Origin of the sequence: Cryobacterium sp. PH31-AA6, assembly GCF_030063195.1 — a bacterium.
Lineage (GTDB): Bacteria > Actinomycetota > Actinomycetes > Actinomycetales > Microbacteriaceae > Cryobacterium.
This window is the reverse complement of the sequence record NZ_JASISS010000018.1, coordinates 37,558-56,286: the sequence shown is the minus strand read 5'-3', so window position 1 is coordinate 56,286 and position 18,729 is coordinate 37,558. Positions and strand designations below refer to the sequence as shown.

Sequence of the window (18,729 nt, the reverse complement as noted above, 5' to 3'; positions counted from 1 at the left end):
CCCGCTGCTTCGCGACGGACCAGCGGTTCAGCCTCCGAAAAGTCGGCTCGGGGCCAGTGCGCCCTCCCAGGAGAGTTCAACGTGCACGTGGTCGGTGTGTGGGCTCACTCCGCGGTATGCCCGCCAACCCTGGTTGCGCCGCTGCCAGCTCCACTGCCTGTGGTTCCAGATGATGTACGCGCACTGCAATTCGACGGCATGAGCCATCAGCCAGGCGATGTAAGCCTCGGCGATCGCGCGCTGGGCGGGGTCATCGGCTCGCGCATAGAGGTCGAGGGCACGCCCCTCCGAGTGCACCGACCGCTTTCCCGGGTGTCCACGGATATCGCGGGCCACGTAGATCCCGACCTTCTGGAGGCCTGTCGTGCGTCGCCAATGCGCGCGCAGGGCGAGTGCGCCCGGCTGGGGACCACCGGAGTCGGAGGTGGCAATCTGATACGGCACCCGTCCGGCCGCCCGGTTCCCGCCGGCGGTCATGACCGGTGCGGGGGTTGTGGGGAGGGCCGGGGTCGTCGGCGTGCTGGGATGCGGCTGACCGTTTACGGTCGGCGGACTCGTCGGGCGGGGACCTGCGGGGAGTGCGGCCCGATGCGCGGCTGCGGCGACCTCGAGCGCGCGGCCGGCACTGCCGCCGAGGTAATTCCAGACGGTCCAGGTGCCGCGCACGTCCACGTGGGCGAAGGTGCGGCCGATCCCGATTGCGAGGGACGGCCCGCCCGCATCGAGCGCGAGCTTGGCGATCTCGAGGCCGGTGAGTCCCCGGATGGTGATGTCGGCCGCCTGACCGGAACAATGCCTGCTCAGGGTGGGCTTCTTGCCGCGCGCACGGTAGACCGCCGTGTTGCGTTTCCAGGACCGGTACCCGGAGCTGATCCGCACCGGCCGGCCGGCCTTGTCCCGGATCGCCTGCAGCAGGCGCACGAGGGCCGGTGAGATGCGGGCGAGATCGTCGGCCCGACCGCCGCTGGTGACCAGTTCGCCGACCGTGAAGTTCGCGGAGAGCTTCAGTCCGCGCTGGGCGGCACCGGTCTCCAGCAACGGAAGGCCGGTGTTGTTCGGGTCCCAGTGCTCCAGGTTCCGACCGGTGGCACCGGTGACGATCCGGAGTTTCGCGCCGGAGGGGAATTCCTCGTTCTCGAAGCCCTCGAAGCCCTCGAAGCCTTCGAAGCGCTCCGCGCTCTCGTGATATTCGGAGTCCTCGTTCTCGAAGCCCTCGGGTTCGAAGCCCTCTGGTTCAAAGCCCTCCGGTTCGAAGTCCTCGGCTTCGAGACCTCCAAGCTCGAAGTCTTCGGGTTCGAAGTCTTCGGGTTCGAAGTCTTCGGGTTCGAGACCTTCCTCCTCGAAGTTCTCCTGGGCGAGGCCTTCCGGTTCGAGGTTGTCCGATTCGAATGATTCGGGGCCGTACCCTTCGGGGCCGGACTCTTCGGTTTCACGCTCACCTGCTTCGAAATCCTCTGCTTCGAAATCCTCTGTGGTGAAGTCCTCGGAGTTGAAGTCCTCGAACTCGGTGAAGTCCTCGGAGTTGAAGTCCTCGAACTCGGTGAAGTTCTCGAACTCGCCGGACCGCGGCCCGCGGCGCGGTGAGGAGCAGTCGAATCGGGTCGTTTGCGGCACGTCGGCACCCGGGTCGGAGAGCAGAAGCCGGCCGTACCGCCGGGGGATGTCGCCGTGACCGACCGTTGTCAGTTCGACCCGGAAGCGGTCGCGCAGACGCGACGGCACGAGCGGGGAAGCGAGGGTCCCGCAGAGGGCCCTGGCCACCGCCTCGCTGTGCGGCTGGGTGCCGGGGTGTTTTACCGAGCCGGCGCGATAGAAGATGCGCAGGGCGGGAGGTGTCTGCTGCGGAAACGCGACGTCCCGGGAGATCCGCCGGATCGCCCAGGTGCTCACCGCGGCCCCCGAACCGTAGAGTCCGTCGTAGATGTAGACCTCGTCCGGGTCGGTGTGCGCGAGGATCGCGGTCAGCGCTGACCCGCCGCCGGAGTGCGCGGTCAGGATGAGCCGCCCTGCCGGCGCGCGAACACCGGTCTGCGCGGCGAAACGGGCGAGGGCATCCGTCACCAGGCGGGCCAGGGCGCCCGGGGCGACGAGGCCGGGGAAGGAGTAGCCCTTCCCGCTCTCGCCACCGTAGTAATGTCCCCGCGGCAGCACGGTCAGGGTGGGCCGGGTGCGGCCGGCCCCGGTCGGACCGCTCAGGTCGAGACCGCTGATCGGCAGCATCTCCTGCAGCAGGTTCATCCGGTCCCGGCTCGCGGAGAAGCCGTGCAGGTGCACGACGACGTCAATCGCCGCCGGGCGGGACATCGCGTTCCAGCCGAGCACGAGGTCGGGCGGTGAGCCGGCATGCCCCGAAAGCAACGGATGTCGCGCCACGATCAGGTGGCCGCCCGGAGTCACGCCGGGAGTCGCCGGCCCGGGCAGCACCGGCCTCGGTGCCGGCGGCACGGTTCCCGTGCCGGGCCTCGCCGGTCGATGGTCGGCGATGGCGGCCAGGGCGCGGCGACCCGCGTCGCCGCTCAGATAGGTCCAGCGCGCTCGCACGCCGCGAACGTCGATGTGCGCATAGCTGCCGCCGATGCCCACGCCGATCTCGGCGCCGCCGACGTCGATCGCGAGCCTGGCGATATCCAGACCCGACATTCCGCTGATCCGGATGTCCGCGGCCTGGCCGGAGCAGTGCCGACTCAACGTCGCCTTCTTGCCGTAGCCGGCGTAGATCTGCGTGTTCCGCGCCCAGGATCGGTAGCCGGAGGTGATTCGGACGGCGTGGCCGCCGCGGTCGCGCATGCCCTGCAGGAGTCGCACGAGTGCGGGGGAGATGCGTGCAACATCCGCGTACCGGCCGCCGCTTCGCACGAGTTCGCCGACGGTGAAGTTGGCCGACAGCCGTCGGCTTCGCATCATCGGGCCCGTCTCGAGGAGGGGGAGGCCGGTGCCATGCGGATCCCAATGCTCCTGACCCGGCCCGGTGGCGCCCGATCCGGCGGTCAGGACGAGGCCCGAGGGAAATCCCTCTCCCTCGAAGGTCGGACCGGTCGCAGCCGGCTGCGGTGGTTCGAATGTGTCCAACCCTTCGAACGCCTCGCCGGTGTCGAACGCCTCGTCGGCCTCGAACGCCTCGCCGGTGTCGAACGCCTCGTCGGCCTCGAACGCCTCGTCGGTATCGAACGCCTCGCCGGTGTCGAACGCCTCGCCGGTGTCGAACGCCTCGCCGGCCTCGAACGCCTCGCCGGCCTCGAACGCCTCGCCGGTATCGAACGCCTCGCCGGTATCGAGGGCTTCGCCCGCGTCGAACGGGTCGAAGGCTTCGGCCTCCCGTTCGGCGACGACGGCGCCGAACGGGGTGGGTGTCTCGGCGAACGGCGACTCGTAACCCCACTCCGTCCACTGGGCCGGGGTTCTCCCCGGGTGTGACTCATCCATTGTCCTCACTCGCCTTTCGCCGATTCGAGGGGGCGCCCGGCGGCTACCGGGCCCCGGCCAGCTGACGAGCCTGCACCGCGACGGGAGACTTCCGGGCCTTGAGGTCCCGCCCGGTGGCTGCCGACCACTCCGTGATCACTCGTCGACTGGTTGGGCCCAGTGGTGTCACCGTCGAGCCGAGGGGGGCGGTGGATGCGTAGAGCACCCAGGCGAATTGCGGGCCGGTGATGATGTTGGCCTCGAGGGTGCGCAGGAGCAGAGACAGCTCCTCGGCCATCGAGATGAGCGCGGACGATCTGCTGTGCGGGGCGAGGCCGACGCGTTCTCCGATGATTCGCAGCCGGTCGGCCGGGCTCGTGGCCTGTGCCCGCAGGTCGACGACGACGGGCGTGTTGCTGTCCAGGCTGAGACTCAGCCAGCCCAGTGCCGTGCAGGCGACCAGCTCCTCACGGGCCAGCACCGCCTTCTGGCGCCGCGAGCGCAGCACGAATCGGAGCTGTTCGGCCAGCCGGTAGATTCGGTCGTCGTCGGCCGAGTTCACCCCGGACAGGTTGCGCAGGTTGGTCATGGCCTGCCAGACCTCGTAGAGGAGCTCCTCGAGCAGCGGAACGAAGGTGGTGTTCGTCGCGGCGGCACGATCGTAAACGAACGGCTTGTTGTCGTCGGTGCCGAAGGCGAGGTTCATCCCGAACAGGCGCCAGTAGGCGTTCCGGCGTACGGCCTCAGGGTCCGGTCGCACGCTGCTCGTTGAGAGCCAGGCGGACACCGGGTTGGCGGCACCGAACAGGAGCGATTCCGTCGCATCGAGCCAGCGCTGGGTTGCCACCGACGGTACGCCCAACCCCTCTCCGGAGCGGAACGACTGCACCACTCGGCGCATGATCTGCGCCATCCGAGTGTTCTCGAGCAGGTAGGCGTAGCCGAGGTGATCCCAGGCAGGGCTGACGGCCGGGGTGTAGCCGAAGAACTCAGCGGTCGACCAGAGGGCCCGCCGGGCCGGGCCGGCCGGTGCGCCGTTCGGCGCCCACACGTTCGCGGCGTCCCACACCTGCTCCAGGTACAGTGCGAGATCGAACGGATCGGCGCCGAGCACTTTCGCCGCGGCATCGGCCGGGGTGAGCGCGGTCTGGCCGCCAGGGGGGTTGACCAGCGTGCGAACGAGCTGCGGAATCATGATGCCGCTCCACTTCCTGAGCTGTACCGGTTGAGTGTGGAGGCGGCTCCGTGCGTCTCCCTGCCGGGGCCGCACGGGTACGGTCCCTCGGGGGTGTCGTGGAGAAATCCCACGTCCTCCTCGCTGAGCGTGCTTTGGTAGGTGTCGCTTCTGACCCGGTCCAGTGAGGCGCGGATGCTGCGAAGCCGGTTCGACGCGCACTCGTCCAGGGGCGTGCCGGGCGGTTCGGTGCCGGCCGCGGCCCGGGCGAGGTCGCGCAGCGGCTGCAATTCGCCGACCAGGCTCCCGAGACCGTTGTCCAGGGTGCTGATAAGGGTGCCGAACCCGCCGAGGACCTGCAATTGCTCGGCCAGGCGCTCGTTGTGTTCCTTGAGTTTGTCGATTTCGGCGTAGGCAGTGGCCAGAGACCTGGCCGACGGCTTCGCTGCGCCGGAATTCGCTGGGTTGGACATCGTTCCTCCGATCGTGGTGGTCTAGGCGGCCAGGGGTTCCGTGGTCATCCAGGTTCTGGCGCGGTCGATCCATCCGGCCGCGTCAAGCGGGTGCTCCGCCTCTCTCAGGCCCGCCAGGGCGATCAGACGGATCCCTTCCGTTCTGCGCCAGTGCGGGGAGACCCAGAGGGAGGTGCCGGCACCGCGCTCGAGGTCGGCGAGGGCGCTCGGCGACACTCGGCCGGGATCAAGCACCGAGGTCATCGGCCGCCCGTGCAGGCCGGGGACGGGGGAGTCCAGGCAGGCCCGGGCGATTTCGGCGAGCCGTCCTCGAGACCGGTCGAGCAGGGTTCGCACGGTGGGGTCGGTCCGGTCGGTCGGGTGTGAGAGGACCATGGCGTCTTCCAGCGAGTCCCAGGGCCCGGGGCCGAAGGCCCGGCGGCACAGGGCGCAGCCGAGCAGGGTGCGCAGGTAGCCGACGGGGTGAGGGTCGCCGACCGGCCAGCGGAGAATCGTGCGCGAGTCGCCCACGACATCGTAGAGGGCGGTCACGGAGGCGTACCCCGTGTGCAGGAACGCGAAGACATCCGCCGCGATCTCGGAACTCCAGGGAGCCCACATGGCCTGCAACGGGGGGTCACCCTCCAGCGCCGCGGTAACGGCGCCCCGCAACGATTGGGTCCATCCGGTCTGGTGCGCTACCTGGTGGCCGGATTCGTGGAACAGGGATGTCGGTCGATAGAGATTGTGGCGCACGATCTTGATGGCCGCGACGGGGTTGATGCTCCCCGGGGTCCAGAGCCGGATGCCCGCGCGCAGGATCGATGCGCCCATCCCCTTGTCCAGGTAGACGAGGACCGGAATCGGCGGATGCCCGGCACGGGTGAGGACCGGGGTCATGCTCTCGGCTGCCAGACGGTCCAAGGTTTGCAGTGCGGAACGCAACTGTGGACTGGTGCGTGAATTCACCGCATCGCCGAAGAAGTCCAGCGTCACCTCAACCTGGGCGTAGCGGCGACGATACTGTTGCACGGCCCGCGCCGCCACGACCAGCTCCTCCGGATGATGGCGGGCGGACCGGCAGGTGGCCTGGGTTGCCCGCCCCATGTCGATGAGCTCGGTCACCATGCTCGCGAGCTGGCGCCGCAACGGCAAACCGGTGTGCGCCTCGACGCCGCGCCAGGCCTGCTCGGAGGCGAACTCCTCGGCGTCGCGGAAGGTCGATGCCGCGGCTCGCCAATGCGCGATTTGGCGTTCCAGGTCGTCGGCCGCGAGGCGCGCGGCGGCTGAAGGCAGGATGCTCATGGCCGGTGCACACCTGCCTGCACGGTGACGACCCCGGCAGGGGTGCCTTTGAACGCTGCCCCGGACGCGACCGTGTGCAGCGTGCCGAGTCCCAGCTTGCCGTTGAGGGCGTCCCGGAGCACGCTCATCCCCGGCACTCCGGACAAGGTCGCGGTGATCGTCACGCCGTCGCCTGGACTTGCGCTCGCCCGCCCGAACTCGGCGGATCGTTCCCGCATCCAGGTGGCGAGCAAGGGGAGCAACCAACTGCGGATGACCCGGCGCAACTGGGTGATGACCAGGGGGAGGAGCCGCCCGGCGACCGAACCGAAGAACTCCTCGCCGGCCACCGTTTCCTTGACGATTCGGACCCGTCCGGACGGAGTGCCGAAGGATCGTGCGACGCCGTCGTAGGCGGCCGTCAGGGCCGGGAGCAGAGCCGCGGCCGGGCGCCCCGCGCGCACGCCGGCGGCGATGGTCTGCGCATCCGTCTCAGAGAAATAGAGGGCGACGACGATGCGCGACCGAATCGTGTCCGCGACGATCCAGCCCTGGCTCGGGGTTCCTGCCCGAGCTGCGACGGGCGTGACCGTCGGCGCGCCACCGGCGATCGGCTCGAGGTAGTAGAAACGCTGGCCGGCGGCGACGCGCGCTCGGCTCTGCAGGAAGGCGGCGCCCACGCGTACGCCGAGTGCCGGCTCGTTCAGGAGCAGCCCTGCGGCGGTCGGGGTCAGCGGGTGCAGCCGAGTAGATGAGATCTTGGAGCCGCCGAGGCGCCCACGCTCGAGGGCGGCAATCCGCCGTAACGAGGTGCCGATCGTCGCCTCGAAGATGTGCAGCCGAGCCCGGAGCGGGAAACCGGCTCCGGCTGCGCGCAGGGTCGCGCCCAGGGTGACCCCGCCGAAGCTGGTGATCCGTTCGGCGACGGAGGCCGAGATCTCGACCTCCGGCATCCGGCTGAACCGACGATAGGGGCGAGCGCTTCGCGGTCGTCTCGTCACGAACCGACCCGCGATCGACGGTGCCGGCGGGAGGCCCCGGCGAACCAGGCTGGGCGGGAAGTTCGTGGCGACGGAACGCTCGAAGGCCTCGGCTGTGGCGAGTTGCATCAGGTCTTCGTTTTCGAAGATGTAGTCCTCGTTCTCGGCCAGCCGGCGCACGGTGTCTTCCACGGTGGCCGCGAGAAGCGACGCCACGGCTTCGTTGTCGCGTTCGAGTTCGGGTTGCTCGAGACTGATCAGTCGAAGTCCGGTGTCCACGATGGCCGACGACAGCGGACCCGACAACTTTGGTCCGACCCAGCGGCCGATGAGCCGGGCGAGGTACCGGGCCAGGAACCCGACCACCCGGGGCCGGCCCACGAGGTTGATCCCCAGCCGGAGCGCGCCGAGCAGCGCCGGCACGAACTGTTCGACGGCGGGTGCGAGGTCTTCACCGTCCCCGGCCGCGGACAGCGTGTCGATGAGCTTTGCGCGTGCCTCCGCGAGGAGTTCCAACTCGTGGCTCTCGAGCGGACCCTCCTGTTCGTATTCGTCACCGGTGAGGGCTTCCAGTTCGGCGGTGATCGCCTCATCCCCGACCATCGCCTCCGCGAGTGCCGCGTCGAACGATTCGGAGAGGGCCTCGGTGTCGGTGGCCTGGGCGGGGGAGGAGGCGAAATCCTCTTCGGCGGCCTCTGCCTGGCCTGAGGACTCCTGTTCGGAGAAGATCTTGCCCGCCAGAAGCCTGGCCGGCGCACGCAGCGGCGCAGGAAGGCGACCGATGGCGAACGAGAGCACTCGCCGCAGGAGAGGGGCGACCAGCTTCCGCAACCGTTTCAGCGCTCCGGCCAGGAGACCACCCGCCGCCTTGCCGACCCTTTTGGCCGTTCTCGCCACGAATTTGACGGCGCTCTTCGCCTTGCGAATGAGCGATCCGAGGAATTCCTCCCCGGCCGGCGACAGCGGCGCGGCCTCCGGGTCGAAGCGGTCCAGCATCTCGTTCAGGCCGGTTTCATCGAGCGACTCGACATCGAGACCGGCCAGGCCGTCGGTGAGGCGATCGAGATACCGTTCGGCCTCGAACTGGATCGGGGAGAGGTGTGCGCCGCCCAGACGTTCCTTCTCGGGGCCTGCGGTGCTCGACGACTCGTCGGCGAAGCGTTGACCGATCACGTCCTCGGTCTCGGCGACGAGGTTGTCGACCGCTTCGTCGAAGAATTCATCCCGAAGCTCGGCGAATGCCTCGGCGAGCCTGAGTTCCGCCTCGTCGGTCGGCGTCCCATCCGTCTCCGGCTCGGCAAAGGGACTGAGATTCTCCGCCCACGACGCCTCCGCCCAGGGCAGGAAACCGACCGGCGTGGGCGCGGTTTCGGCCGTTCGGTCGGATTCCGCCTCGGCGAACGGGGCCTCGGAAAAGGGGCCGTTTTCCCATTCGGCGAGGGCTGATGGCTCCTGGATCGTTGACATGTCGCGGCTCCATCCCGGTCGGGGCCCAGCCGGATCTGGGCTCCACCCAGTGCACCATTCGCGGCGTCCTGACTCGTGGCTGCGAGCGACCGTGGACCGACCGGATGTTGTGGCGCAGACATCCGCGTGGCCGCCGACCGCCGTGGCGAGGGCGTGCACGCCGTGTGAGTGGGCGAGTCCGGCCGTCATGACGGCCGCCGTCCGGCTGCCGTCCGCCTGCCGTCCGGCCGGTCGAGATCAGGAAGGGTGCCGGTCGCTCTTCCGGCCTGGGCCTGGGCCTCGATCCCGCTCCGGTTCGAGGTCGACGCCGTCGAGCGCCGCGCAGAGCGCCGGGCTCGGGGCCACGCCCAGTTCCGCGTGGAGACTCTGCGCGAGGTCGTGGAAGCACCGGGCCGCCGCGTAGCGGTTCCCCTCGAGGAGATACGCACGCACGAGGGCAGCGGCCGCCGACTCCCGCAGCGGTTCCGCCGCCAGCGCTGCCGTACCGGCCTGGGTCGCAAGGGCATGGTGTCCCCGGGTCGCCATCGTGCGACACGCGGCTTCGAGTGCCTGAACCCGGAGAAGGCGGAACGCGTCCTGAGCTCCGAGAACCCACTCTTCGTGCCAGCCCGGAAGGAGGTCCTCGGAGAGCAGGGCGATCTCGGAGAGCTTCAATTCGCCCCCGTCGAGTGCCCAGGCCGCGACGGATCGGGCCAGTGCCAGATCGACGCTCGCATCAAGGCGCAGATCGTCGCCGTCCGTCACCACCCAGCCAGGTGGGGACTGCCACAGGGAGCGGCGGAGGTTGGCGCGGGAGAGGGTCTCCTCCTGATCCGGCCAGAGCCTCCCGGCGGCAATTGCGCGAGAGACCGACGTGGGATGGAGGGCGAGGAAGGCCAGAACTCGTCGTGCGGGCAAGGTCAGGCGCGCCGCGGGAAAGAGCCCCAGGCCTCCCACGATGGATATCGTTCGTTCCGGATTCGCCATCTCCGTGCCACTGTCCGTTGGTTCTGGAGCCTCCGGTGGAGGATGCTCCTTGGCGCGCGCTCGTCATTCGGCGCTCTGGTTCCCGGGCGCCGGGGTGTCACGCGACAGGAATCGAGGAACGGATCCTGCCCCGCGGCCCGTCACCGCAGTTGTGATCTTTTCTACTGTGGCCAGCATTCCGGTAAAGGTCAACCCCCGCTCCCGCGAGGAATTGAGCGCACAATGTTACTCTTAAAGTTATGGATGCACTCGATGCGCGCGGTGACCGTCATGCGGCTCTCGCGTCGGACGCGCGCCGGCAGGTGCTGGAACTTCTGATGGACTCGGACGACGCGCTCGATGCCGCGGATGTCGCCGCGAACGTGCAGCTGCACATCACGACCGTGCGGTTCCACCTCGAACAGCTGGAGGGTGCGGGGCTGATCCGGCGTGCCGCCATGCGCACGGGCACCCGCGGGCGTCCGCGCATCCTCTTCACCGCCGGGCCGGCCGCCCGGGAGGACGAGGCCAAACACGACCTGAGCCAGGCCCTGGCCGGCGCGCTGGCCGAGGACGCCGACGGCGGCCGGGCCAGGGCGATCCGGGCGGGCGAGAACTGGTCGGCAACGTTCGCCGACGAGCTGCGGGAGAGCGCGGGGGAGGGCGCCCGGCCGCTCGTGCGCATTCTTGACCGGCTGGGTTTCGACCCGGAAATCGAGGTCCCGGTCACCGATGAGACGGCGGACGAGGAGGCTCCCGCGCCCAAGGCGCCGCCGGTGATCAACCTGCTCGCCTGCCCGTTCCGGGCCGACGCCCGGCAGGCTCCCGAGGTGATCTGCTCCGTGCACCTCGGCTTGATCCGCGGCATTGCCGAGAGCCTGGGCCACGACCCGGAGGGCACCGAGCTGCGTCCCTTCGTGGGCCCGGAGCTGTGCCAGGTGCGGTTGAGCGGCTCCTGGGCCACGGCGCCCACGGAGTAGCGAACGGCGAAACCAGTCAGGCGCCGTTCAATTCGGACGCCTAGGGTGGTGCGCATGACGACTCCAGTTCCCACCCTCGCGCTCAACGACGGCCACACCATTCCGCAGCTCGGCTTCGGCGTGTTCAAGGTCGAACCGGAGGAGACCACCCGGATCGTCTCGGACGCGCTCCAGGTCGGCTACCGGCACATCGACACCGCCGCGATCTACGGCAATGAGGAGGGCGTCGGCGCCGCGCTCGCCGAGTCCGGCATCCCCCGCTCCGACCTGTTCGTCACGACCAAGCTGTGGAACGACCAGCAGGGCACCGAGTCGGCCTTCGACGCCTTCGACGAGAGCCTCGAACGTCTCGGCCTGGACTACGTCGACCTCTACCTCATCCACTGGCCCACACCCGCCAAAGACCGTTACGTCGAAAGCTGGAAGGCCCTGGAGAAGATCCGCGAGTCCGGCCGCGCCCGGTCGATCGGTGTCTCCAACTTCCTCGCGCCGCACCTGGGCCGCCTGCTCGGCGAGACCGACATCGTGCCGGCCGTCAACCAGATCGAACTGCACCCGGCGCACCAGCAGCCCGAGGTCACCGAGTTCACCCGCGCCCACGGCATCCAGGTGCAGGCCTGGGGGCCGCTCGGCCAGGGCAAGTACCCGCTCTTCGACGAGCCCGTCGTCACCGTCGCGGCCGAGACCCACGGGAAGACTCCCGCGCAGGTCGTCATTCGCTGGCACCTGCAGGCCGGCAACATCGTCTTTCCGAAGTCGAACCGGCGCGATCGCATGGTCGAGAACCTCGACGTCTTCGACTTCGAACTCAGCCGCACCGACATGAGCACGATCTCCGCACTCGAGCGAGCGGGCCGAGTGAGCGCACACCCCAACGACGTGAACTAGCCTCCCCGGGGAACAGCCGGGTGGTCGCGGTAGATTGGCTGACGACGGGGGAACGAGCCCCGGCCAGGAAGATGACCGATGAATCCGATTGAGTGGCTCTTCGACGCCCAGCTTCAGATCGGCACCCAGACCATTCTCTGGCGCGAAGTGATCGGCAACGCCTTCGGCATCATGAGCGCGGTCGGCGGCATGCGCCGCAAGGTCTGGGCCTGGCCGGTGGGCATCGCCGGAAACGCCCTGTTGTTCACGGTGTTCCTCGGCGCCGTGTTCGGCACCCCCAACCCGGTCAACCTGCTGGGTCAGGCCGGGCGGCAGATCATGTTCATCGTCGTCTCGATCTTCGGCTGGGTCCAGTGGTCCCGTGCCCGCAAGGAGAAGACGCGCGTCGCGGTCGCCCCGCACTGGGCAGGCAACCGCACCCGAATCCTGCTCGGACTCGGACTCGTCGCCGGCACCCTCATTCTCACGCCGATCTTCAGGGCGTTGGGATCGTTCGAGCCGGTCTGGGCGGATGCCTGGATCTTCACCGGCTCGCTGCTGGCCACCTACGGCATGGCGAAGGGCTGGACCGAGTTCTGGCTGATCTGGGTGGCCGTCGACATCGTCGGCGTGCCGTTGCTGATCAGCGCCGGCTACTACGCGTCCGCCATCCTCTATCTCTTCTATGGCGCGTTCACGATCTTCGGATTCTTCGTCTGGATGCGCGTGCAACGCCGTCGACAGGCCCTGGTGAGCCAGGAGCTGACCGGCGGGGGCTGACCGGCCGGGGCTGACCGTGCCTACGCGGTGACGAGCGCGAGCACGGCCACGCCGAGGAGGAGGCCGACCGTGGCTGCGCCGGCGACGAGCAGGGAACTGTGGGGTGCGCTTTGCGGCGGGATCTCCGGGGCGATGCGCGCAGGCCGGGCCTGGTCGGGAGTGGCGTCCTCGTCGGCCCCGGGCCAGTCGCGGAAACTGACCAGAACCTGGTCGAGGGCCTCGGCATCCTGGGCTAACCGGAGGGAGAGTTCCCGCTCTTCATGGCCCGGATCGTCGAGGTCGGCGAGCGGGTCGGAGTGACCGCCCGGGCTCTCGCTGAGCGGATGCGCCCGCCACCACAGGGCATCCTGCACATCGTGGCGGCCGCGGTAGGCGGCACGCAGCGCGATGAGTAGTCCGGGATCGGACTCGGCAGCGGACTCGAGTCGGTCGGCCACGTTCTTCAGAGTCACGCGAAGCCCCTAATCGTCATATTCACCCTATCCACCCCCGAAGAGGAGGTCCAGCCGGGGCGTCCGGCGCAGAATGGAGGCATGTCCAATCGACTTGCCGATGCGATCAGCCCGTACCTGCGCTCCCACGCCGACAATCCCGTCGACTGGCAGGGCTGGGGCGCGGAGGCCTTCGCGGAAGCGCGGGCCCGCGATCTTCCCGTGCTCGTGTCGATCGGGTACTCGACCTGCCACTGGTGCCATGTCATGGCGCGCGAAAGCTTCAGCGACCCGGACCTGGCCGCCTATCTGAACGCCCACTTCGTCAGCGTCAAGGTCGACCGGGAGGAACACCCGGACGTCGACTCCGCCTACCTGGCCGCCGCCAGCGCGTTCGTCGATGGCCTGGGCTGGCCGCTCAACGTGTTCGTCACGCCGGAGGGCCGGGCGTTCTACGCGGGAACCTACTTTCCGCCGCAGCCGATGGCGGGGCATCCGTCGTTCCGGCAGGTGCTCGAGGCGGTGACGGATGCCTGGACCACCCGCCGCGCCGAGGTCACCGAGAGCGCGAACCTGGTTGCCGAGGCGCTCGTCGCGGCATCCGAGCAGGGCAGGGCCGCCGGACCGCGGCTGGATCCGGCGGCGCTCGACCGGGCCGCTGCGGCGCTGGTCGCCCAGGAGGACCAGGTCCACGGCGGCTTCGGCGGTGCCCCGAAGTTCCCCGTCGCGCCGGCCCTCGGCTTCCTGCTGGACCGCGCCGACGGACCCGACGGTGCGCGCGCGCCCGGACGGGACGTCGCCCTGCGCACCCTCAAGCGACTCGGCGCCTCGCCGCTGCGCGATCCCATCGAGGGTGGTTTCTTCCGCTACGCGGTCAACCGGGACTGGAGCGACCCGCACTACGAACGGATGCTCTACGACAACGCCCAGCTCCTCGACCTGTACACCCAGGCCTGGAAACTCACCGGGGAAGCGTGGGCCAGGGCCGTAGCCGAGGGGATCGCACGCTTCCTCACCTCCGTGCTGGAGCTGCCGGGCGGCGGCTTCGCCAGCGCCCAGGATTCCGAGAGCACCGTCAACGGCCAACGCGTCGAAGGCGGCTATTACGGCCTCGACGAGGAGGCCAGGGCAGAGCAATCGCGGCCCGCGCTCGACGAGAAGGTGCTCACCGGGTGGAACGGCCTGGCCATCGCGGCCCTCGCCCGGGCCGGATTCGCCTTCGACGACCCCAGCCTCGAAGCGGCTGCGGTGCGCGCGGCCGACAAGCTTCTGGACCAGCATGTCGTCGATCTCGCGCCCGGCCGGGTCGGCCTGGTGCGGGCCTCGATTTCGGGGCGCGTCTCGGGAGCGCGGGCCACCCTGGAGGACTACGGGATGTTCGCCCGCGGGCTCCTCGAGCTGGCGCTGGCGACGGGGGAGGTGCGCTACGCGATCGCGGCGCGTCGCCTCGTCGACGCGACGCTGCGGGCTCCGGCGGAACCGTTCCGGGTTCCGAACGGCGCCGATCCGGTGCTGGCGGCGCAGGGCAGGGACCTCGCCGTCGACCCGTCGGAGGGCGCCTATCCGTCGGGGCTGACCGCGATCGCCGGGGCGGCCCGACAGCTCCACCTGCTCACCGCCGAAGCCCGCTACCTCACCGCGGCAGAATCCGGGATGGCCGCTCTGGCCGGACATCTTCCGGCCCGTCCGCTCGCCTTCGGTGCGGCCCTGCGATTGAGCGCCGAGCTTCTGGCCCCCATCGAACAGCTCGTCGTCGTCTCGCCCGGCGCCGCTCCCACCGGGCTGCTCGCCGCCGCGCGGCGCCGGGGGACCGGGCTCGTCGCCGCGGTCACGGAGGACCAGGCGCGGGCATTCTCTGAGGCCGGCTTCGAGTTGTTCCGCGACCGCACCGCCCGCGCGGGGCAGACCGCTGCCTACCTGTGCCGGGACTTCGTCTGCCACCTTCCCGTGACCGACCCGGCCGACCTTGACGGGCCGGGCGACCTCTAGCTCCCTGCGGGGCTCGGGCCCCGACATTGGCGGGGTTCCGACCGCCCCTGCGACGGGGATGCCGGGGTCGACTGACCGGCCGGGCGGGACGACAATGGGCGCAGTCGAACACACAGCACAGGCTCCACCCGCTCCCACCGAGGAGCCCGCCGAAAGGATTCACCATGGTTCCCGAAATCAACATGTGGGCAGTGCTGCTCGCAACGGTGTCGAGCATGGTCGTCGGCTCGATCTGGTACTCCCGCCGGGCCTTCGGCACCTACTGGATGAAGGCCGTCGGTCACGACGAGGAGAGCATGCGCACCGGTGCGGCCGCCCCGCTCATCCTCACCGTCATCGTCAGCTTCATCACCGCCTGGGTGCTGGCCGGCGCCGCTGCGATCGCCCAGAACTTCTATGGCGGCAGCTTTCTCGCGAACTCGCTGCTGACCGCGATCATCCTCTGGGCCGGATTCACCGCCGCCCGAATGGCGACTCACGACGCCTTCGACCGTCGCCCCTGGGGCCTCACCCTGCTCAACCTTGTGCACGAGCTGGTCACCCTGGTGTTGATGGCCCTCATCATCGGACTGTTCGGCATCAGCGCCCAGTAGACCCGCTCCAGGCGGCGCCCGGCCACGGTCGCCGGTCGGGGCTGTGGCCGGGCGCATTTCCCGGCCTGCCCGCGACGTACACTGAGAGGAGCGCCACCGCGTTCCGCCGGCTGCTTCGCATCTGGTTTCAGGACGGGTGAGCTGCCGCGCAACAAGACGGACGCACTCTTCCCGCTGGTGAACCCCGCGTCCGAGTGTTCCCAATTCCCAGAGGAGGATCATGGCTGATCACAATCGCCCCGCTGCCGACCGGCATGCCCCCACCGGAAACAGCACCGCTTCTGCCGCCGTCGGTTCCGTCGGGTCCGACTCTCCGCCCGACGCGGTCGGGAACGCTTCCCGGAGCCGGGCACTCTCCGACACCGCATCCATCCCAGTTCTCTCGCTCAGCAACGAGCCCGAGCCCGTGCTGCGCGCCGTGGATGCCCGCACTCGCCGTTTCGAGCGTGATGACCTCGTCGTGCGCAAGGGAGAGATCGCCCTCGTCAACGGGCACTTCACCCCGCGCGAATCCATGCTCAAGGACCTCCTCGCCGTCGCAGGGGCCCTCGATCTGGCAGGTATCGACTTCCTGCTCGTTCGTGGCAACAATGATCGTCCGACCATTGCCGTGGACCGCAAGCGCCGAAAGCAACTCACCCGCATCCTCGCCGAGGCGTTCGCCAACGAGCCGTTCTACGCGAAGCCGCTCGACGGCGACCCGGCACTGCCGCTCCTTCTCGCCGACGGCGCCCTGACAACGCTGCGTAAGTCATCCGTCTTCCGGGTTTACCGCCCACGGATCGAGCCGATCGGCCGGCTCCGTTACGGCGCCGAAACGGCCTTCCAGTTCGAGCTGTGGTACTTCGGTGAGGACGAGATCGTCGCGCCGGTCGAGAACTCCCTCATGCGCACCCGGTTGCCCCGCGGCGAGGCCCGCGAGACGACCATCGACCTCTTCGGTCGCAGCTGGCGCACCCTGCAGCACATGTTCGACGACCTGGCCAGCGACATCAGTTTCGACATCGACCTGGTCTTCTCCTGGGTCGACGGTTCATCCAGCGACTTCCAGCGCGAACGCGCCAAGCGCATGCAGGCCTATGTCGTTGGCGCGGGGGACGACTCGGACGCCCGGTTCCGCCAGATCGACGAACTCAAGTACGCGCTCCGCAGCGTTTACATGTTCGCGCCCTGGGTGCGCCGCATCTTCATCGCCACCGACTCGCCCGCGCCGGAGTGGCTGGCGGAGCACCCGCGCGTGACGATCATGCGCAGCGAGGATTTCTTCCCCGACACCAGCGCGCTGCCCACGCATAACTCGCACGCGGTCGAAAGCCAGCTGCACCACATTCCCGGGTTGGCCGAGCACTTCCTCTATTCCAACGATGACATGTTCTTCGGCCGCCCGGTCGGCCCGGAACTCTTCTTCTCTCCGGGCGGGATCACCAAGTTCGTCGAGGCGTCCACCCGGATCGGGCTCGGCGACAACGACCCCACCCGGAGCGGCTTCGAGAATGCGGCCAGGGTCAACCGGGCGCTGCTGCGCGAACGGTTCGGGAAGGTCACCACACGGCACCTTGAGCACACGGCCGCGCCCCTGCGTAAGAGCGTGCTGAGCGAGCTCGAAGCGGAATTCCCCGAAGACTTCGCCCGCACCGCGGCCAGCCGGTTCCGTTCGGCGACCGACATCTCGGTCACGAACTCGCTCTACCACTACTACGCGCTGATGACCGGTCGCGCGGTCGAGCAGACCCAGGCGCGCTCGCTCTACGTCGAGACCACCCTGAAGCTCGCGTTGCGCCAGATGAACAAGCTGCGCAAACGCCGCGACCAGGACATGTTCTGCCTCAACGACGGCAGCTTCCCCGAGATCTCCGACGAGGTGCGCCGCGCGGCGGTCACCGACTTCCTCGAACGCTACTTCCCGATCGTGGCTCCCTGGGAGCGGGAGCACCCGGCGAACGACCGGCTCAGCCCCGGTGCCTCCGCGGTTAGCTCAGAACCCGGATCGGCGTGGTCATCGGGGGTTCACGGAACGCTGGCAGAGTACCCGCGGGCATGATCTCAATGCCGGAGTCGGCCAGGCGCTTGCTGCTCTGCGCCGGGTCGATGTATTCCAGCGCCTGGTAGCTGCCGAGCGGTACGACCGAGTGCAGCACGGTGTCCGCGTACACGTGCACGAGGTTGAAGGCGCGGGCGCCGTCCTGGCCGCGCGTGCCGCCGACGGGAACGTTGAGATCCTGGGTGTAGCAGGTGGCCGACGCGACCGACACGGGGATGCCGGCGAACATCGCCGTTGAGGAATAGTGCAGGTGACCGGCGAGGATGCTGCGCACATCGGTCCCGCGGAGCACCCGGGCCAGCGCGGCCTGGTCGCGCAGCTCGACCGAGACGGCCAGGTCGAGCACGCTGGGGACCGGCGGGTGGTGCATCGCCAGGATGGTGCCGTCCGGCGCGGGCACGCTCAGTTCCCTGGCCAGCCAGGCCAACTGGCTCTCGGTCACGGTGCCGTGGTGATGGCCGGGCACCGACGTGTCCAGGGTGATCACCCGCAGTCCGCCGATGAAGTCGACGTGGTCGATCGGGGCGGTGGAGGCCGGCTCGCCGAGCAGGGTCGTGCGGAACGCCGCCCGGTCGTCGTGGTTGCCCATCACCCAGATCACCCGGGATCCGAGCCTGGCCGCGGCCGGCTCGACGATGGAGCGCAGGGTGCGATAGGCATCCGGCTCACCCTTGTCGGCCAGGTCGCCGGTGATGATGATGGCCTCCGGTCGCCCGCTCGAGGCCTCGACCTCGGCGAACAGCCGGGCGAGATGCGCTGTGCTGTCGACCTGGTCATACAAGCGCTCGCCCTGTGCGAGCAGGTGCGTGTCACTGAGGTGAAGCAGGAAATGGTCCGGCCTGGGGTATTCGGCCGTGCGAATGTTCACGGAGCTTCCATTCGTTTGGTACTAGGGGCACTCTTCGGTGAGTGCGCTGACTCTACTCCGTTTATTCGACCAGTACTTCTTGAACATTCGGTGTACGCCACGCGAATAGCGGGCAAGGCTCCGGGGGATAAACTCCTGGGTCCGCCCGTTTTCCGCTCAATGGACACGGACTTCCTGCCGCCTCCGGCCTTGTTCGCGCTGAGCGAAGCTCAGGTCGGGGTGTGGGCATGCCGGGCGTGTCGGCGCCGGGCGGTCCGGTCAGGGGTGGGTCAGCCCGGAGGAGGAACCTGGCAGGTTGGGCTTGTCGATCTGGTCCTGCTCATACGGTTCGATCGGCTCGTCGGAAGCCGCCGCGGCGCGCCGCCGTTCGGCCTCGAAGTCGCCCTCGAGCCCGGAGAAACCACCCAGGCCGAAGCCGCGGGTGTCGTGTGCGCGGTCGGCCTTCGCCCGGCCCCAGTGCCAGTTGAACATGCTTC

Annotated in this window: 15 protein-coding genes; 6 read left to right on the top strand and 9 right to left on the bottom strand. The window is 69.1% G+C overall.

What is annotated here, in order from left to right; all coding sequences use genetic code 11:
- Positions 1-27 precede the first annotated feature (27 nt).
- From QMG61_RS12495 to QMG61_RS12470, 6 genes are all read right to left on the bottom strand, one after another.
- Positions 28-3,423 carry a D-Ala-D-Ala carboxypeptidase family metallohydrolase gene (locus QMG61_RS12495; protein ID WP_283494652.1) on the bottom strand — a complete coding sequence of 1,132 codons (3,396 nt, stop codon included), beginning with the start codon at positions 3,421-3,423 and terminating at the stop codon, positions 28-30.
- Positions 3,424-3,466: 43 nt separating this feature from the next.
- Positions 3,467-4,597: a hypothetical protein gene (locus QMG61_RS12490; protein WP_283494651.1), complete on the bottom strand. Its 1,131-nt coding sequence runs from the start codon at positions 4,595-4,597 to the stop codon at positions 3,467-3,469.
- Positions 4,594-5,049 carry a hypothetical protein gene (locus tag QMG61_RS12485; RefSeq protein ID WP_283494650.1) on the bottom strand — a complete coding sequence of 152 codons (456 nt, stop codon included), beginning with the start codon at positions 5,047-5,049 and terminating at the stop codon, positions 4,594-4,596. Before QMG61_RS12485 ends, QMG61_RS12490 begins: the two co-directional genes overlap by 4 nt.
- Before the next feature lie 21 nt (positions 5,050-5,070).
- Entirely contained in the window at positions 5,071-6,333 is a 1,263-nt protein-coding gene (locus tag QMG61_RS12480; RefSeq protein WP_283494649.1) for a hypothetical protein, read from the bottom strand.
- Positions 6,330-8,759 carry a hypothetical protein gene (locus tag QMG61_RS12475; protein WP_283494648.1) on the bottom strand — a complete coding sequence of 810 codons (2,430 nt, stop codon included), beginning with the start codon at positions 8,757-8,759 and terminating at the stop codon, positions 6,330-6,332. Before QMG61_RS12475 ends, QMG61_RS12480 begins: the two co-directional genes overlap by 4 nt.
- 237 nt (positions 8,760-8,996) lie before the next feature.
- A complete protein-coding gene (locus QMG61_RS12470; RefSeq protein ID WP_283494647.1) occupies positions 8,997-9,695 on the bottom strand; it encodes an AfsR/SARP family transcriptional regulator in 699 nt (232 codons plus the stop codon).
- Between the two features lie 269 nt (positions 9,696-9,964).
- On the opposite strand from QMG61_RS12470, the gene QMG61_RS12465 reads away from it, so the two are divergent.
- From QMG61_RS12465 to pnuC, 3 genes are all read left to right on the top strand, one after another.
- Entirely contained in the window at positions 9,965-10,684 is a 720-nt protein-coding gene (locus QMG61_RS12465; RefSeq protein ID WP_283494646.1) for a helix-turn-helix transcriptional regulator, read from the top strand.
- A 54-nt stretch (positions 10,685-10,738) separates the two neighbouring features.
- Positions 10,739-11,572: an aldo/keto reductase gene (locus tag QMG61_RS12460; protein ID WP_283494645.1), complete on the top strand. Its 834-nt coding sequence runs from the start codon at positions 10,739-10,741 to the stop codon at positions 11,570-11,572.
- 78 nt (positions 11,573-11,650) lie between these two features.
- A complete protein-coding gene (gene pnuC / locus QMG61_RS12455) occupies positions 11,651-12,331 on the top strand; it encodes a nicotinamide riboside transporter PnuC (protein WP_283494644.1) in 681 nt (226 codons plus the stop codon).
- A gap of 20 nt (positions 12,332-12,351) precedes the next feature.
- On the opposite strand, the gene QMG61_RS12450 is transcribed toward pnuC, so the two are convergent.
- Complete coding sequence (locus QMG61_RS12450; protein WP_283494643.1) at positions 12,352-12,783, bottom strand: hypothetical protein; 432 nt, start codon at positions 12,781-12,783, stop codon at positions 12,352-12,354.
- An 81-nt stretch (positions 12,784-12,864) separates the two neighbouring features.
- Here QMG61_RS12450 and QMG61_RS12445 point away from each other — a divergent pair, with 81 nt between their 5' ends.
- The 3 genes from QMG61_RS12445 to QMG61_RS12435 all read left to right on the top strand — a co-directional run bounded on the left by QMG61_RS12445 (position 12,865) and on the right by QMG61_RS12435 (position 17,385).
- Complete coding sequence (locus QMG61_RS12445; protein WP_283494642.1) at positions 12,865-14,751, top strand: thioredoxin domain-containing protein; 1,887 nt, start codon at positions 12,865-12,867, stop codon at positions 14,749-14,751.
- 164 nt (positions 14,752-14,915) lie between these two features.
- Positions 14,916-15,344: a DUF1761 domain-containing protein gene (locus tag QMG61_RS12440; RefSeq protein ID WP_283494641.1), complete on the top strand. Its 429-nt coding sequence runs from the start codon at positions 14,916-14,918 to the stop codon at positions 15,342-15,344.
- Between the two features lie 220 nt (positions 15,345-15,564).
- Positions 15,565-17,385, top strand: a complete 1,821-nt coding sequence (locus tag QMG61_RS12435; RefSeq protein WP_283494640.1) for a stealth family protein — start codon at positions 15,565-15,567, stop codon at positions 17,383-17,385.
- Here the strand turns inward: QMG61_RS12435 and QMG61_RS12430 are convergent.
- Together QMG61_RS12430 and QMG61_RS12425 are read right to left on the bottom strand one after the other, a co-directional pair.
- The gene (locus QMG61_RS12430) at positions 17,315-18,253 is read right to left on the bottom strand and encodes a phosphodiesterase (protein ID WP_283494639.1); all 939 of its coding nucleotides are present in this window, start codon (positions 18,251-18,253) and stop codon (positions 17,315-17,317) included. The genes QMG61_RS12435 and QMG61_RS12430 overlap by 71 nt on opposite strands.
- 258 nt (positions 18,254-18,511) lie before the next feature.
- Positions 18,512-18,724, bottom strand: a complete 213-nt coding sequence (locus tag QMG61_RS12425) for a hypothetical protein (RefSeq protein WP_283494638.1) — start codon at positions 18,722-18,724, stop codon at positions 18,512-18,514.
- Positions 18,725-18,729 lie beyond the last annotated feature (5 nt).